The 15,644-nt window shown below is 43.3% G+C and carries 13 protein-coding genes and 1 rRNA gene; 6 read left to right on the top strand and 8 right to left on the bottom strand.

Annotated features, from left to right (window positions below):
• Positions 1-73: ribosomal RNA gene (locus tag JMY06_RS07980) — 16S ribosomal RNA — on the bottom strand; the annotation flags it as partial.
• Positions 74-850: 777 nt separating this feature from the next.
• Positions 851-1,564, bottom strand: coding sequence for a DNA glycosylase (locus JMY06_RS07975; RefSeq protein ID WP_227672240.1), 714 nt, complete (start codon positions 1,562-1,564; stop codon positions 851-853).
• Between the two features lie 67 nt (positions 1,565-1,631).
• Between JMY06_RS07975 and upp the strand changes: the two genes are divergently transcribed.
• Entirely contained in the window at positions 1,632-2,288 is a 657-nt protein-coding gene (upp, locus tag JMY06_RS07970) for a uracil phosphoribosyltransferase (RefSeq protein ID WP_201617835.1), read from the top strand.
• A gap of 76 nt (positions 2,289-2,364) precedes the next feature.
• On the opposite strand, the gene JMY06_RS07965 is transcribed toward upp, so the two are convergent.
• The gene (locus tag JMY06_RS07965) at positions 2,365-3,024 is read right to left on the bottom strand and encodes a hypothetical protein (protein ID WP_201617834.1); all 660 of its coding nucleotides are present in this window, start codon (positions 3,022-3,024) and stop codon (positions 2,365-2,367) included.
• 187 nt (positions 3,025-3,211) lie between these two features.
• Here JMY06_RS07965 and JMY06_RS07960 point away from each other — a divergent pair, with 187 nt between their 5' ends.
• Entirely contained in the window at positions 3,212-4,171 is a 960-nt protein-coding gene (locus JMY06_RS07960; protein WP_201617833.1) for an alpha/beta fold hydrolase, read from the top strand.
• 58 nt (positions 4,172-4,229) lie between these two features.
• On the opposite strand, the gene JMY06_RS07955 is transcribed toward JMY06_RS07960, so the two are convergent.
• On the bottom strand, positions 4,230-4,469 hold the full coding sequence (locus JMY06_RS07955; RefSeq protein ID WP_201528280.1) for a DUF1653 domain-containing protein: 240 nt from the start codon (positions 4,467-4,469) through the stop codon (positions 4,230-4,232).
• A gap of 311 nt (positions 4,470-4,780) precedes the next feature.
• Between JMY06_RS07955 and JMY06_RS07950 the strand changes: the two genes are divergently transcribed.
• Positions 4,781-5,617: an alpha/beta fold hydrolase gene (locus tag JMY06_RS07950; RefSeq protein ID WP_201617832.1), complete on the top strand. Its 837-nt coding sequence runs from the start codon at positions 4,781-4,783 to the stop codon at positions 5,615-5,617.
• Between the two features lie 90 nt (positions 5,618-5,707).
• Here the strand turns inward: JMY06_RS07950 and tyrS are convergent, their stop codons facing one another.
• Positions 5,708-6,919, bottom strand: coding sequence for a tyrosine--tRNA ligase (gene tyrS, locus JMY06_RS07945; protein ID WP_201528284.1), 1,212 nt, complete (start codon positions 6,917-6,919; stop codon positions 5,708-5,710).
• A gap of 119 nt (positions 6,920-7,038) precedes the next feature.
• Between tyrS and JMY06_RS07940 the strand changes: the two genes are divergently transcribed.
• From JMY06_RS07940 to JMY06_RS07930, 3 genes are all read left to right on the top strand, one after another.
• Positions 7,039-8,421: an anhydro-N-acetylmuramic acid kinase gene (locus JMY06_RS07940; protein ID WP_201617831.1), complete on the top strand. Its 1,383-nt coding sequence runs from the start codon at positions 7,039-7,041 to the stop codon at positions 8,419-8,421.
• Between the two features lie 302 nt (positions 8,422-8,723).
• Positions 8,724-9,986, top strand: coding sequence for a beta-ketoacyl-ACP synthase II (fabF, locus tag JMY06_RS07935; protein ID WP_227672242.1), 1,263 nt, complete (start codon positions 8,724-8,726; stop codon positions 9,984-9,986).
• 140 nt (positions 9,987-10,126) lie between these two features.
• Positions 10,127-10,933 (top strand): hypothetical protein, encoded by an 807-nt coding sequence (locus JMY06_RS07930; RefSeq protein ID WP_201617829.1) that lies wholly within the window; start codon positions 10,127-10,129, stop codon positions 10,931-10,933.
• A 127-nt stretch (positions 10,934-11,060) separates the two neighbouring features.
• Here the strand turns inward: JMY06_RS07930 and JMY06_RS07925 are convergent, their stop codons facing one another.
• The 3 genes from JMY06_RS07925 to JMY06_RS07915 form a co-directional block, all read right to left on the bottom strand.
• Positions 11,061-12,881, bottom strand: a complete 1,821-nt coding sequence (locus JMY06_RS07925; protein WP_201617828.1) for an aminopeptidase P family protein — start codon at positions 12,879-12,881, stop codon at positions 11,061-11,063.
• Between the two features lie 429 nt (positions 12,882-13,310).
• On the bottom strand, positions 13,311-14,873 hold the full coding sequence (locus JMY06_RS07920; protein WP_201617827.1) for a peptide MFS transporter: 1,563 nt from the start codon (positions 14,871-14,873) through the stop codon (positions 13,311-13,313).
• 239 nt (positions 14,874-15,112) lie between these two features.
• Positions 15,113-15,532, bottom strand: coding sequence for a hypothetical protein (locus JMY06_RS07915; RefSeq protein WP_201528296.1), 420 nt, complete (start codon positions 15,530-15,532; stop codon positions 15,113-15,115).
• Positions 15,533-15,644 lie beyond the last annotated feature (112 nt).

The raw sequence follows: 15,644 nt of genomic DNA, 5'->3' as shown, positions 1-15,644 counted from the left end.
GTTTCCGCTCGACTTGCATGTGTTAAGCCTGCCGCCAGCGTTCAATCTGAGCCATGATCAAACTCTTCAGTTTAATCTTGCTATGTAACCCTTTAAAGAGGTTACGAAACTTGGCTCATTTAATCTGGCAATTACGCTCTTCGTATATGTTCGTAATGAATTAACTTTGAGTTTTCTTGCTGTCTTAAATGATAATTTTTATAGTTAATAATTTCTCCGAAAAGAAGAAATAGTCAACTTTATTTTTTAGCATTCTGAATCAGCAAAAATCCACACAAGTTGTTCTTTAGTTATGCTTTTAAATAGTGCTCTTAACTGTCGTCCAGTATAAGAGTAATCTGTTTCACTCTAATCAGTACTCAGCAAATATGCCTTTCTTAATTAGCGAGCTGACTAGTATATCATAATGAAATAGTCTGTCAACCCTTTGTTCTAATTCGTCTCAATCAAGTTAGTCAGGTTATAAGCGTGTTACTTATTTAACCAGCTTCCTTTGCTGAGGGGCGTATTATATAGGTTTTAGGATGGGTGTCAAGAACTATTTGATTGGTTCCTAAAGTTAGTTTTAAACTCCAATTGCCAATCTTCTTATTTTATAATAATAGAGGATATCTATATTATTTGAAGCAGCTCTGTTTCGATAGGGGCGTATTATACGCAGTTTGAAGTAGGGGTCAAGGAGTTTTGGAACTGTTTGCAAGTTCTTTATACTGACCGTTTTTAGGTTCAAGAATACTACTACAGTTATCAGGATGTTAGTAACAAGAATAATCGGGAATTTATTATTTATGACCGTCTACTATGAATATTTATTCTTATAATTCATTTTATAACTATGCTTTACGCTATTTTATAACTTACCTACCTTCTTAAAGAATTCTTTATAAGCTGCGACCTTTTTATCTAAGGCCAATGGGTAAGCGCGTGAGGTAGAAGGCAACCTATATAGAATCAAATCATTCACTTGCTCTGCAATATAGCCTTGTTCAACATCATGCCATTGGTAAGGATAGTCGATATTTTGATTGGTTTTGGGGTATTTAGACTTAAGAGGCGGAGTCGGTAGCAAGTTAAGTAAGACTTCCGTGGCTTTGCCACCCGTAGTGAATAAAGCATTTACCTTCGGTACTTGTGGCAAAATATTATCTAAATCAACAGTCGTGACGACTGTTAAGTTTTTATCTGAGGCGTTGCCAGTCTCGCGAACCGCTTGTACTACTGTGGGGCAAGAGGCAATACCACGCTCAAACAAGAAAGCGCGAATACGTTCAGGATCAAAGCGCTTTTCGTCCCCTACTCTAAAATAATCAGCATTGTCAAAAAAAACACGTCCATAAATGCGCCACATATCATTATGAAAGTTGGGATAGTGAAACCTCATGGCCCATTTATCAGCGGTGGGTGGAAAGCTACCCATCATCATAACCGTAGCATCCGGCGGCAATACGGGCCCAAATGGATGCGTTTCGATAGTCGGTGGTTCCGTTTTCAAAGTTTGTGACCATACGAAGTCGCTAGCAGCTTTTGATTGGTCAGTGTCAGTATTCAATGGTTGTTTGGTCATGATATTCTTCATCAGAAAAGAGGTTTTTTTGTTATCATAGCATACGACTAAAAACAAGAGAATGCTCATGAGTGACTTAAATAGCGACTTAAACATTACTGTAATTGACCATCCGCTAGTGCGGCATAAGCTCAGCCTCATGCGTAAAAAAGACTGTAGTACCTATAAATTCCGTACACTAACCAAAGAGCTTGCACGCCTAATGGCTTATGAGGCGAGCCGCGATTTTGAGATTGAGAGCTTTCCGATGCAGGGCTGGAGTGGTAATGATATTATCGGTGAGCAAATCATTGGTAAAACCGCAACTATCGTACCGATTCTGCGCGCCGGTCTTGGCATGTTAGATGGGGTGCTCGATTTGATCCCAACTGCCAAAATCTCTGTTGTGGGTCTGCAACGTGATGAAGAGACGTTGCAGCCAGTACCTTTCTTTGAGAAATTTGTTAGTCATATGGATAAACGTCCGGCGCTCATCATTGATCCAATGCTAGCAACGGGTGGCTCAATGGTGGCGACCATTGATATGCTCAAAAAACATGGCTGTAAAAACATTAAAGCTTTGGTATTGGTCGCCGCTCCTGAAGGTGTGCGCTTGGTCAATGAGGCGCATCCTGATGTGATTATTTATACCGCAGCATTGGACAGTCATTTGGATGAGCATGGCTATATCATTCCTGGTCTTGGCGATGCGGGTGATAAAATATTTGGTACTAAGCAAATTTAATATCAATTGTAGTAAATATAGAATCGATGTTTAGACTTCGAGTAAACACCGTAACCGATCTAAGTCGCTGCACTTATCAGCGTAGCTCATAGCAACGAAGCAATATAGGATTGTCTATATTGCTTCTCCCAACACTTTGCTCATCTACTAACCGCAAATCATTAAAGTCCAAAATCAATACTTCATTACGAGTTCGCTCGCTAGTGCGTTTGTTATGGCGCATCGCAAAGCCTGACACTCGTTTGCTCCTCACCCGTACCTGATTAATAATGGTCTCTTGAGTATTTACTATCGCTGATTTATTAGCAGGCTGATTTAATTCCTGCATGGTAATGACAGCGGTAGCAGGATTAATCGTGGTGGTAAAGAGTTTTTCTTGGCGGGCACTTTTGGGCATATCGCCTGCTACAAATAATAGTTGCTCTAACGGTAAATACTGGGTATGCCGCATCAGCTCGTGGCGAAACAAAGCTGGCATATCCATATTAAAGCTGTCCTCAGATTGCTGATAAAACGCTGCAAAAGTGCGCTGAATATAACGCCCAAATACTGTAAAGTTAACCCATTCTTGATAAATATTATTGCTTACAAGCTGTTTAGTAAAGGCTTTAGCATCGGGTGTAATATGCCCTGTCAGCATGGCTTTTAATAAAGCCTGCGCATCATCAAATGTTTGCTGCTCCCAAACTTGTGGATAAAGGCTACTATCCAGTTCCGGTAGCGTGGGTTTACTCATAGCGTGTCATCCTTTTTGTTTTTATGATTATCTAAATTATAATTATAGTGATGACTGGCCTTAGCTATGCACTAAACTTTCTTATTAGTTTTTCTTTTTGCTTTTATGCTATGGTCAGTTTGACTGTTTTTATTAAAGTAAGTTTTACTATAGCAGTTTCAAATTTATAATAGATTGATATAAACGCATGATTCCTAAAATACCCACTCAATATCAACTACGAACCATTACTGTCGCTGCCGCTGACGGAACGCTACTACCCGTTTCGGTGATTGGTAGTGGTCCGCCGGTACTGATGCTGCATGCGTTTGGTATGGATGCGCGGCAGTTTTTACCGTTTATTTTGCCTTTAGCGCAGAACTATACTTTTTATTTGCCGCATTTCCGTGGTTTTGGTTTGGCGACTGATTTAACGTTGCCAAGCTTTGATTTCATAGAACAATACGCGTCAGATACCCAGCAAGTACTGCAATATATATTGCAACAGACTAGCGCGCAAACGGCAATTGATGACATACCTGTCGCTGGAATTTCTATGGGTGCGCTGGTAATGTGGGCTTACTTTCACCGCTTCGGCACTAGTAATATCAGTCGCTATTTAAATATTGACCAAGCGCCTATTATTCATAATCAACCCGACTGGCAAGGTGGCTTGTTTGGTACGCGGCAGACAGAGTTATTTGCCTATTTTGAGAAGTTAATCACTAAAAGTGCACCTTACCTGCATATTAATGACTTCCGCCATCTTCCTTATAGTTTAAAAACTGATTTGCTACAGATGGAGCGTGCTTTCTCCTTACTCTCTGTTGGGCGCAAGCATTCACAACTTTTGGTAAAGACATTAAGCCATCGCGCTCCACATCAAATCGCGCTACTTGAACACCCCACTTGGCAGCATAAATTGCGCTGTCTATCCGCTTATATCCAGCTTCCCTATGATTATCGTGATGCCTTAGCAGCGGTAGATGTCCCAACCACCTTACTGATTGGCGGTCGCTCGCAATTATACAATCCAGTTTGGCAACAGCGTTTGACTGATATGCTACCTAATGCCACTATGCAAATATTACCCAACTCAGGACATGCGGTGCCGATGGATGCGCCGGTTGGGTTTTATCGAGCGTTAAAAGAATTTTTACAGAATTAAATTTTTCTTTAAATAAATAACGGTAGCTAAACTATAAATCATTCTTTAGTTTGTTAACTTAATCAGCTAAAGCTTTAACCATCTCAAATCTTGGCACTTGCTTACCATCTACCGTGACCTTCTCTGTAAACATCGCCAATGGACGTACCCAAACGCCATATTCACCATAGAGACAGCGATAGACGACGACTACCTCTTCCGTTTCGGAATGTTGAGCGTTGTGTAATACTTGATAAAGACTGCCTTTATAATGACGGTAAATACCTTGGGGAATGGAGGTTGGGGTTGATTGAGTCATAAGCATACTTATATTTAATAGAGTTTGAAGTAGTGTACCAAAATATCGTATATACCATAACCTGAAGCTTTTGTTTTCTTTACCAGCTGACACTTTTCAGCGTCACCATTATCCATAAATGCTTAGACCAAATCTGGCATGAAGTTTACTATTTTAACTTCATTTTAATAAGTGTAACTGAAACCATGACTGTACAACACGTCCTAGTAATTAACCTCGCCTCTCTCTATAATAAAAAAGAGAATCGATATTAGTCAGGAATCAAAAGCGCCATACAACACAAGAACCTAATAATTTAAAAGGATAAAACTATGCCCTACATTACAGTTGCAACCCAAGCTGATCAACCTGTGGATCTATATTATGAAGTCCAAGGTACTGGCAAACCAGTCGTTTTAATTCATGGCTGGCCGCTTAGTGAACGGGCGTGGGAGAAACAAGTTCCTGCACTGGTCGATGCCGGTTTTCAAGTCGTTACCTATGACAGGCGCGGCTTCGGTGAATCCTCTAAACCATGGGAAGGCTATGATTACGATACTTTAGCACAAGATTTAAAAGCCCTAATGGACGCCTTAAATTTGCAAGATGCGACCATTATCGGTCACTCTATGGGCGGCGGTGAAGTAGCACGCTATCTTGGCCAGTATGGATCAGAGCGTGTCAGTAAAGCAGTTTTATCTTCCGCTGTTCCCCCTTATTTGTTTAAAGCCGATGACAATCCTGATGGCGGTATGCAAGAAGAAGATGTTAAGAAATTCTTAGATGGGGTAAGCGGTGATCGTATCGCCTTTTTGAATGACTTTACTAAGGACTTTTTTACACCAAAAGACGGCAAATTATTAGTCAGCAAACCGCTACGCCTGTACAACCGTGAAATTGCCGCCTTTGCCTCTCCTAAGGCCACTTACGAGTGTGTCAAATCATTCAGTTATACTGATTTCCGTGAGGATCTAAAAGCCTTCGATGTGCCAACCTTGGTTATTCATGGCGATGCCGATGCGATCGTTCCGATTGAAGTCAGTGGCCAGCGCTCGCACGATATGATTGCAGACAGTCAGCTACACATTGTTGAAGGTGGCCCGCACGGTATTAATGTCACTCATGCGAAAGAGTTCAACCGCGTGTTAATTGATTTTTTAAAGGCTTAATAGCTACTCTGTAATGAAAAAGAAGCGACCTTGATGGGTCGCTTTTTTATATGGGATTTGGTTGTTATAATTGAATACTTTCGTTATAACTTATCCAACCGTCACTTTCGCATAAGCTTTCTTGCCAGCTTGGATAACAACAATTTGTCCAGCAGTTAAGCTAAAGCCACCATCAACCACTTCGCCATCTACTTTTACCGCGCCACGTTTTATCATATCTTTGGCAGATGAGCTATTTTTAGCTAGCCCAGCTTGGTTTAGTATCTGGGCGATGAATAGAGCATCTTGACCTTCCAATGCTAACGTCACTTCCGGTAAATCAACTGGTAATTCACCATCTGCCAAGACATTACCGGCTGATTTGTGCGCATTCGCTGCTGCATCGGCATCATGGAAACGCTCAATTAACTCTTCCGCTAAGATACGTTTAATTTCTTGTGGATTACGACCTTTTTCCATTTCCTCCATTAAACCTTCAACCTCATCCATTGGCTTAAAGCTTAAAAATTCAAAATAGCGACGAATTAGAGTATCCGGCATGGATAGGATTTTTTGGTACATCGTGCCCGGTACATCATAGATAGCGACGTAATTGCCCAGTGATTTGGACATTTTATTGACGCCATCTAAACCTTCTAGAATCGGTACGGTGATACAGACTTGTGGCTCTTGACCGTAACGACCTTGCAAAGTACGACCCATTAATAAGTTAAAGGTTTGATCGGTACCGCCAAGCTCAACGTCAGCTTTGAGCGCGATAGAGTCATAACCTTGAACCAAAGGATAGAGAAATTCATGAATAGAGATGGGTGTTTGCGCCGCATAACGTTTAGAGAAATCATCCCGTTCAAGCATACGTGAGACGGTTTGCTGGCTGGCAAGCTGAATCATATCCGCTGCTGACATATCGTTAAACCATTCAGAGTTAAAGACCACGCGAGTTTTTTCTTTATCCAAAATCTTGAAGACTTGCTCAGCATAAGTCTTAGCATTGGCTTTGATTTGCTCATCGGTCAATGGCGGACGAGTGGTATTTTTACCAGAAGGGTCACCAATTTTGGCCGTATAATCCCCGATTAAAAAATAAATCTCATGACCTAAATCTTGAAAGTGCTTGAGCTTATTGATCAATACGGTATGCCCCAAATGCAGGTCAGGTGCAGTGGGATCGAAACCGGCTTTGATACGCAGCGGACGGTTTTGCTTAAGCTTATCAACTAAATCTTCTTGGGATAAGATTTCTTGAGTACCGCGCTGTATAAGGGCAATTTGTTCTTCTAGGCTGTATGAGTGGTCAGTCATAATGATCTCTTTGTTGTTTATATTTAACGATTAGACCTTTAGGATGCTTATAGCATCGAAGGCATACAAAAAATGTTAGAATTTGGCAGATATACTAGCGTTTTTTAAGGTAAATTGCCATGACCAACCCCGCGCCTACTGCTAATAGTACCCAGCAGACGGTATTGTCAGACCACGATGTATTAGCAAATGACCATCTGTTGTTAGACAATAATGATGATTTAAATTATGCCACGCTCACCGATGCCCTTGAGCAAACGGTATTTGAAAGCTTTGATGACGGTTTATATATCGGCATGATGTCCGGTACTAGCTTAGATGGGATGGATGCGGTGTTATGTCAGTTTGCTGATGGCAGTACTGATAACAATACGAACACGCCCATGCAATTATTGGCGACTTATAGCCAAGATTTCCCGCCGCGCTTACGTGAAGTACTATTGGCCTTGTGTCAGCTAAACGGTGTAAATGATTTAGTTCCCCAAGCCGATGAGCCTGATGATAAATGTGGCGAGCTAGATTGGTTCGGCTGGGCAAGTCATGCTTATGGTGAATTTGCTAGTAAAGTGGTCAATACGTTATTGCAGCAGGCGGATATTGACTCGGAAGCCGTATTAGCGATTGGCTGTCATGGGCAAACAGTACGTCATCGTCCACAGATGGGCTTTAGCTTGCAACTGGTCGATGCTAATATTATTGCTGAGCGTACCGGCATCATTGTGGTCAGTGACTTTCGCCGCCGTGATATGGCGGTCGGTGGGCAAGGAGCGCCCTTGGTACCGGCATTTCATCAGGCATTATTTTCCGCACCCGACAGCACTCGCATACTGCTCAATCTAGGCGGCATTGCTAATATAACGGTCTTGCCAGCGACAGCTATTAATGATTCTAATAATCAGCAAACAGGCGACCAAGTTGTTGGTTACGATACGGGCCCTGCAAATTTATTATTAGATGCGTGGGCGGCGCTGCATACTGGGAACAATTATGATGCGGGTGGTGCTTGGGCGCAGTCTGGACAAGTGATTGAAACCCTCCTAAACCAACTATTAGCCCACCCTTTCTTTACTAAAACTTATCCTAAGAGTACCGGACGTGAAGACTTTAATTTAGCATGGCTACAGGATGAGCTACAAAGGTTTGATCAAGCCGGTGCCAGTATTCGCTATTCATCAGCCGACGTGCAAGCGACGCTAACTGAGCTGACAGCCATAACTGCTAGTAATCAAATTAGACAGTTTATAAAAAGCAAAGAAGCAAAAGGTGAGGTCTATATTTGCGGTGGTGGCGCACTCAATGGTTATTTAATGACTAGGCTGCAAGCCCATTTGCCGCATTGCAGCGTAGAAGCTACCGCCCAACTAGGACTCGATCCGGCTTGGGTAGAAGCCGTTGCCTTTGCATGGCTGGCGCGGCAAACGCTAATGGGTGAAACCGGTAACTTGCCAGCGGTGACTGGGGCTAGTAAAGGCGTGGTATTGGGGCAGGTTTGTTTTGCTTAATTGGGCACTTTTTAACGTTATCTGGCCCTATCGAGTAATAATGATGACTATTAAGTTTACAGCCGTGCACCTATGTGTTTTATAATAGTTGCTAAAATACTGATATAACGCTATAAATAACGTAGTGTGACCGCGTAATAGCTGTATGAAATCAGAAAGCCCATCCCTTTAGGACCGCAAAGCACAGGATATATTGCATGAGCCAAAATAACAGTTCACCCACATCGCACGCCAATAAGGCCAACGCAGAGTCGCAACATAAACCGCGTCATAAGCCGCCACATTTCGAGCGCACTGACGATATGCGGGTGGTCGTCACAGGTATGGGCGCTATAACCCCATTAGGACTGAACGTCGAAAGCACGTGGACTCGACTCTTGAATGGTGAAAGTGGTATCGCACCGATAACCCATTTCGATGCTGAAGGTTTCCGCGCCCAATTCGCAGGCACAGTCAAAGACTTTGACGCCAAGCAATATATGAATGCCAAAGACGCGCGCCGCTACGATGAATTTATGCATTATGCAGTGGCTGCGACCGCGATGGCTCTTAAAGATGCTGGCTTTATCGAGACGGTTGGCCCCGATGATGCGCCCGTACAAAATGTCGATCAAGAGCGTTTTGGTGTCATCTTAGGATCAGGAATTGGCGGTATTCAGACCATTGAAGACAGCTGCGCAACGCTACGTAATAAAGGCGCTAAAAAAGTCTCGCCATTTATCATCCCTGGCTCTATTGCTAATATGGCAGCGGGTTTGGTCGCCATTAAACACAAACTTAAAGGCCCTAACCTTGCCACTGCAACTGCTTGTACCACCTCCACTCACGCCATCGGTTTAGCTGCGCGTTTAATTGTTTATGGTGACGCCGATGTGATGGTCGCTGGCGGTAGCGAAAAAGGCTCAAGCCCGCTTGGTATGGCAGGATTCGGAGCGATGCACGCCTTATCGACACGCAATGACGAGCCTACCCGCGCCTCGCGACCATTCGATAAAGACCGTGATGGTTTTGTACTGGGTGATGGCTCAGGTATGATGGTGCTCGAGAGCCTTGCCCATGCCAAAGCCCGCAGCGCAACCATACTCGCTGAAGTCGTCGGCTTCGGAATGAGTGATGATGCCAGTCACATTACGTCCCCACCAGAAGATGGTAGTGGCGCTGCCCGCGCTATGCAAAACGCGCTCAACGATGCCGGTATTGATGCCTCCGCTGTCGGTTACGTTAATGCCCACGGTACCAGTACCCCAGCCGGTGACGTCGCAGAATCACTTGCCATAGAAACAGTATTCTCGAGCGTAAAAGACAGTATCTTAGTGAGCTCAACCAAATCAATGACTGGCCACTTATTGGGTGCTGCCGGTGGTATTGAAGCCATCTTTACCGTGCTGGCTTTGCAACACCAGCACGTACCGCCAACGATTAACCTTGAGAATGTTGCAGACAATTGTAACCTTGATTATGTTGCCAACCAATCTCGTAAAGTTGACGATCTAAACTACGCCGTCTCTAATAGCTTTGGTTTTGGCGGGACTAACGGTTCATTAGTTTTTGCCCGCTGGTCATGAGCTCATTTGGTGACCGTCTAGCGCTACTAATAATGCAGAGTTACTGTCAGATATGAGGTCATTATTGAGTTTGCTACGTTTGTCCCCTTGCAGCCCCTTATCGTACTTGCGTATGATGAGGGGTAATTTTTGGAATATTTATGGAAGAGACTATGTCAAGCTACTCATTTTCCCATCAGTTTTATCAGCATTGGACACAGGCGCCGGAACCTATACGCGCAGCGATTGTCCAAGAATTGACCGATATCGCTACTTTATTACAGCCCGATACATCACTTGAGAATTTTGTTTTTAGTCAGCCTGACCTTGATGCTTATCTTGATAAGTTAGATAACACGTATAAAACCCAGCAAGCTGCTGCCAAAAAAACTGCTGATAAAAAGGCAGCCGAGCAGCAGCGACTAGAAAAAGCAGAATCCAACAAGGTTAATGCCGAAAAAGGAATTAATAATCAACAAAATATCGCGCAACAACAAGCTAAAGTAGCAACTGAGAATAGCATTACTGAGCAAACGTCTAATAACAAGACGCCTGACAATCAAGCCTCTAGCAATAATCAGCATAGCAATGATGACCGTAATAAAGCTGCCAGCGCTGAAAATGACGATGCTATCGACGATAGTAGCAATACTCTAGATAGTAACAATGCCCTAAATATCAATGACACTCTAGATGATAAATCAAAAGACTTATCTGCCGGACAGGTTGATACTGATTCTAATGTTCCTAAACAAGGCGCAGCAATCGAACGCTTACCAAAAACTCCCAAACTAAGTAAAGATAATGAAGATTTGATTCATGAGCTTGGTATGCACATCGATGACTATTTAAGTGAGCAAATGGCGCAACTGTCTGAGGATTTAAAATCGTGGCTACGCAATGAAATAAGTCGTCAGCTCGGCGATCAAGAACAAACCGTAGACAGTGGTGATAAAGAGAAGCAGTAGTTGAAAAAATAGCTGATAGATTCAATAGCTTGCTATAAAGCCATTTATAAAAACCACTGCATAAAAAAGCACCCCGTAAATAGTTTACGGGGTGCTTTTTTATAATCTATATTATTAATTCTTCATTTTATATCGCTTTTGTCCGTTCAGTGAGCCATTTAAGCGCTGCACCACTAACGCGCTCATTTAGCTCAGCATACACTTGGCTGTGATAATTGTTTAGCCACTCTACTTCTATGTCAGTCAATAGCGACTTATCTACCAAACGAGTATCGATTGGGCAATAAGTGACGGTTTCAAAGTTTAGGAAGTCGCCAAACTCAGTCTCAGTAGGCTGCTTCACTGGCATATTAACCATCAAGTTTTCGATGCGAATGCCCCATTTGCCTTCGCGGTATAGACCGGGCTCATTACTTGAAATCATACCTGCTTTCATCGCGCGCTCTTTTGGGGTGCTGGCACTATAGGCAATGACTTGTGGGCCTTCATGAACGTTTAAGAAATAGCCAACGCCATGTCCGGTACCGTGTCCATAATCCATCTGTGCTTGCCATAATGGCGCGCGGCAAATCGCATCAATCAAGGGTGAGGCAATACCATCAGGGAAATTAGCACGTGCAAGGGCCACATGGGCTTTAAGCACGGTCGAGAAGTCACGTTTGTGCTCGCTGCTTACTTGGCCAATACCGACCACGCGGGTAATGTCAGTAGTACCGTTTTGATATTGAGCACCTGAGTCAATCAATAATAAACCGCCTTCGCCCTCGCTAACATCCAAATAACTGAATTTCTCAGGCGTTGCACGATAATGCGGCAATGCGCCATTGTCGTTAAAACCTGCAATCGTTGGAAAGCTTGGCGACACATAGTTTGGTTGTTTACTGCGTACCTCAATCAGTATGCTATCGACATCTAGCTCGCTTAGACGTTCACCATTAGCAAGACGCTGCTCGAATGTGGCAAAAAACTCACATAACGCCGCGCCATCTTGACGCATTGCTTCACGTACATGGTCGATATCAGCGTCTGATTTGACTGACTTAAGTAACGAGCTGGGTGCCATTTGCTCAATAAAACCGACATTATCAACCATCTTCGATAACGTACCTACCGCGACTTTGCTTGGATCTAATAGCAATAAGTCCTCAGGAGTCAATCCACCTAATGCTTCTTGTACACCATCATAATCAACAAGAGTAAAACCGCTATCTTTTAAGCTTTGCTCAATCTCAGAACTGACTTTATTCTTATCAAGAAATAACGTTGCTTTCTCTTTTAAATCAATCAGCAGATGCGCTAAAAATACTGGATTGTAATCAACATCCGCACCGCGCAAATTCGTTAGCCAAGCGATATCATCCAAACTTGAAAGTAGATGATGAGTTGCGCCCGCATCCGTCATACCCGTACGCACTGCGGCAAGTTTTGAAGCGGCAGATTGCGCGACAAACTGGGCATCATGGACATACAATTTTGCCGTTGGTAACGCTGGACGATCTGTCCAAATATCAGTGAGCACATCACGATCGGTAATTAAAGTAATGTCATGGGCATCAAAGGCGCTCAATAGGCGATCTTGCTCAGCGATAGACAAGACGTTGCCGTCGACAGCGACACTATCGCCCTCAGATAGATGATCAGCTAGCCAATCAATATGATTGGGCTGCTTTGGCGCTAGCTTTTGTAAGCTGATACCCGTATCTGCCAATTGGTCAGCGGCATGTACCCAATAGCGGCTATCTGTCCACAATCCTGCAAAATCAGCAGTGACGACCAACGTACCGACTGAACCCGTGAATCCTGACAACCATAGTCGCGCCTGCCAATATTCAGGTAAATACTCGGAGAGATGGGGATCAGCTGACGGTACAATAATTGCGGTTAAATCTTGCTCAACAAGAGCGGCGCGCAGGTTATCGATACGATCATGAATGGATTGTTTATTCATTAGAGTGTTCCTTATTGATTTTTTAGAAAGGTTCTTTTATGAGGCGACTACAGCATGAGGCAACTATATTAGGTAGCTATAGTAGGCAGCCATTTTTTAAGTCAGTTAGACTCATGACTAGTATTTAGTACCACGAGCATTATTTAAATCTAAGCAAATGATTAAATTTATTATAATTAAAATGACGAAGATAAATGCGACACGATATACAAAGATAGCAAGATAAGCACAAGCGAGATGCTATTACGGAAGCACATTATTAGATGTTTGGGCAGATAGTAGGCTTTCAATAGCCTGATAGAAATAACTGCTCAAATCAGATAATAAAAACGCGCTACCAATAATGGTAACACGTCTTGTCTTGCCTAACTTGTGCTGTTGTCATCCATAAAGATGCTTCTATAAAAACACTTCAACAACTCTCATCAACTAGCTAAGCTGGTCAGCACGCTCACTCTTTTTAAGCATATTATTAACAGGCTTTGCTAATAACAATAATAAAATAGCGGTGACCACCAAAAAGATCGTCATGGTCATAAATAAGCCTGGTAACCCTTCAATCTTATCAGCTGACACGAAGCCACCAAAGAAGGCAGCAACCAAGTTACCCAATGCGACAGAGGCAAAGAAAAGCCCCATCATCTGGCCTTGCATACCCTTTGGCGCAAGCTTAGTCATTGCAGACAAGCCAACAGGACTGAGCGCTAACTCACCCATAGTCAATAGTAATAGACTACCAACCAACCATAAAGGTGATGCCAATCCACCAGCATTCGTCAAGATACTTTTGGAGGCAAATATCATCAAAGCAAAGCCTGCTGCGGCCAAAAGCATACCAAGCGCAAACTTAGTCATACTACTCGGTTCAAGGCCTCGGTTCCCAAGCTTGACCCATATGATACTAGCGATAGGGGCTAGCATTAAAATAAACAATGGGTTCAGTGACTGAAACCAAATACTGGGTACCTCAAAGCCTAAGACATTAAGATCTGTATAGTTATCGGCGAACAAGTTAAAAGAAGTCGGTTGCTGCTCAAAGCTTGACCAAAATAGCGTCGATCCAATAATCAGTATGAAGCAAATCAACAAACGTAGCTTATCTGTTTTATCCAGTCGCGGTGAGAGAAACATAACCACGAAGTACAGTATGACCACAGCTGCGATGATATAGGTCATGTATTGTGCGACCATTTCAGGATTAAATGGCATAAGACCTGTAGACACCAAGACAATGATTGCGACCAATAAAGCAAGGAATCCTACGACCCAGCGACCTACGTTTTTGTAGCCACCATTGGCGTGCTCCCAATCCGCAGTGATACCTTTTGCTCGCGCATAGCGCTTTAGACTTTTCTGGGCAGTAAAACGGTACACGATTAACGAAACTAACATGCCAAGACCACCGACACCAAAGCCCACATGCCACATACCTTTTTCTTTAAACACCCCAACAATAAGTGCGGCTAATAGCGCACCAATATTGATTCCCATATAGAATAAGGTAAAACCGCCATCACGGCGTGCATCACCCTTGGGGTACAACGCACCAACCATCACTGAGATACAGGTTTTAAACAAGCCTGAACCCAAAACGATACACATCAGACCCACAAAAAATAGCGTCATACCAAATATAGCGGATAGCGCAATACACAAATGACCAAGAGCAATAATAATACTGCCCCACCAGAGCGCTCGCTCCTGACCCAGCCAGTTATCTGCAAGCCAACCACCAGGCACTGCTGCTAAGTAAAGGGAGCCGGCAAAGATACCATAAATAGCAGAGGCAGTTACCTCATCAAAGCCGAAGCCGCCGCTACCAACGGTCGCCACCATAAATAAGACCAGTAGCGGACGAATACTATAATATGAAAAACGCTCCCACATCTCTGTAAAAAATAATGGACGCAGCGGTTTCGGATGACCCATAAACCCATTGTCTAATGCTTCTAACTCAGTGGCACTTAACTGCGATTGTGACTCCGTGCTCATAAACTTCTTCCTTAATATGCCACTATAATGATGACCAAGCCCTTAATTATTCTGTTAGGCGGTCATATACACGTAGTATTGTTCCACTAGAGTGGTTACAAGTAAAGAAAAAAATGCTCACTAATTGGACAATTTCCCATAAAAAAACTCGCCCCAGTAACTGGTAAGCGAGTTTTTATAGAAGTAACTCATGTGTTGGACATACCGCGACTATCTTACTGGGGCTGCATTAGGACATATTATTGCGCAGGCACTTCAGCATCACCTTCTAAGTCAGTGTCGGCTACTGCTGCTTGATCTACCGTACCTTCAGCCGTAGCTGTACCTGATTCAGAAGCAACTATCGCATCACCAGTACTTGGATCAGGAGTGACGGTGGCATCAGCGGGAGTTGTGGTTGCTTCAGCAGCAGCGTCCGCTTCTGTTCCAGTGGCTTCTACTGTTGTCGCAGCAGCTGGCGCGGCATCTTTTGCGGCGATGGCTTTCGCTTCATCCGCCGCCGCTGATGCTGCAGTAGTTTCAGCCTTAATATGTTCCGCAGCTGGGCGCAAAAAGCCAGAGATGCCAATAAGTAGGACAATACTTAAAAATAAGGCGACGCCGCCCAAGGCAAACATGAACTCTCTCTTAGGGTTGTTTTTAACGACATGTTCTGACATACCTTATCCACCTTGCGCAAAAAATATTTAATATATTAGCGTATTATATCCCAAATTATACCATTTTGTTAAAACCCTTAACTATTTAAACGAATTATTATTAATATTCTTA

Origin of the sequence: Psychrobacter urativorans (assembly GCF_904846675.1) — a bacterium.
In the GTDB taxonomy this organism is placed as follows: Bacteria; Pseudomonadota; Gammaproteobacteria; order Pseudomonadales; family Moraxellaceae; genus Psychrobacter; species Psychrobacter urativorans_B.
The sequence above is the reverse complement of the archived record's forward strand: the minus strand, read 5'-3'. Positions and strand labels throughout refer to the sequence as shown.

Bases quoted from the DNA above. Each gene is read 5' to 3' on its own strand.
- JMY06_RS07975 (WP_227672240.1), bottom strand. From the start codon at position 1,564: ATGACCAAACAACCATTGAATACTGACACTGACCAATCAAAAGCTGCT.
- upp (WP_201617835.1), top strand. From the start codon at position 1,632: ATGAGTGACTTAAATAGCGACTTAAACATTACTGTAATTGACCATCCG.
- JMY06_RS07965 (WP_201617834.1), bottom strand. From the start codon at position 3,024: ATGAGTAAACCCACGCTACCGGAACTGGATAGTAGCCTTTATCCACAA.
- JMY06_RS07960 (WP_201617833.1), top strand. From the start codon at position 3,212: ATGATTCCTAAAATACCCACTCAATATCAACTACGAACCATTACTGTC.
- JMY06_RS07955 (WP_201528280.1), bottom strand. From the start codon at position 4,469: ATGACTCAATCAACCCCAACCTCCATTCCCCAAGGTATTTACCGTCAT.
- JMY06_RS07950 (WP_201617832.1), top strand. From the start codon at position 4,781: ATGCCCTACATTACAGTTGCAACCCAAGCTGATCAACCTGTGGATCTA.
- tyrS (WP_201528284.1), bottom strand. From the start codon at position 6,919: ATGACTGACCACTCATACAGCCTAGAAGAACAAATTGCCCTTATACAG.
- JMY06_RS07940 (WP_201617831.1), top strand. From the start codon at position 7,039: ATGACCAACCCCGCGCCTACTGCTAATAGTACCCAGCAGACGGTATTG.
- fabF (WP_227672242.1), top strand. From the start codon at position 8,724: ATGCGGGTGGTCGTCACAGGTATGGGCGCTATAACCCCATTAGGACTG.
- JMY06_RS07930 (WP_201617829.1), top strand. From the start codon at position 10,127: ATGGAAGAGACTATGTCAAGCTACTCATTTTCCCATCAGTTTTATCAG.
- JMY06_RS07925 (WP_201617828.1), bottom strand. From the start codon at position 12,881: ATGAATAAACAATCCATTCATGATCGTATCGATAACCTGCGCGCCGCT.
- JMY06_RS07920 (WP_201617827.1), bottom strand. From the start codon at position 14,873: ATGAGCACGGAGTCACAATCGCAGTTAAGTGCCACTGAGTTAGAAGCA.
- JMY06_RS07915 (WP_201528296.1), bottom strand. From the start codon at position 15,532: ATGTCAGAACATGTCGTTAAAAACAACCCTAAGAGAGAGTTCATGTTT.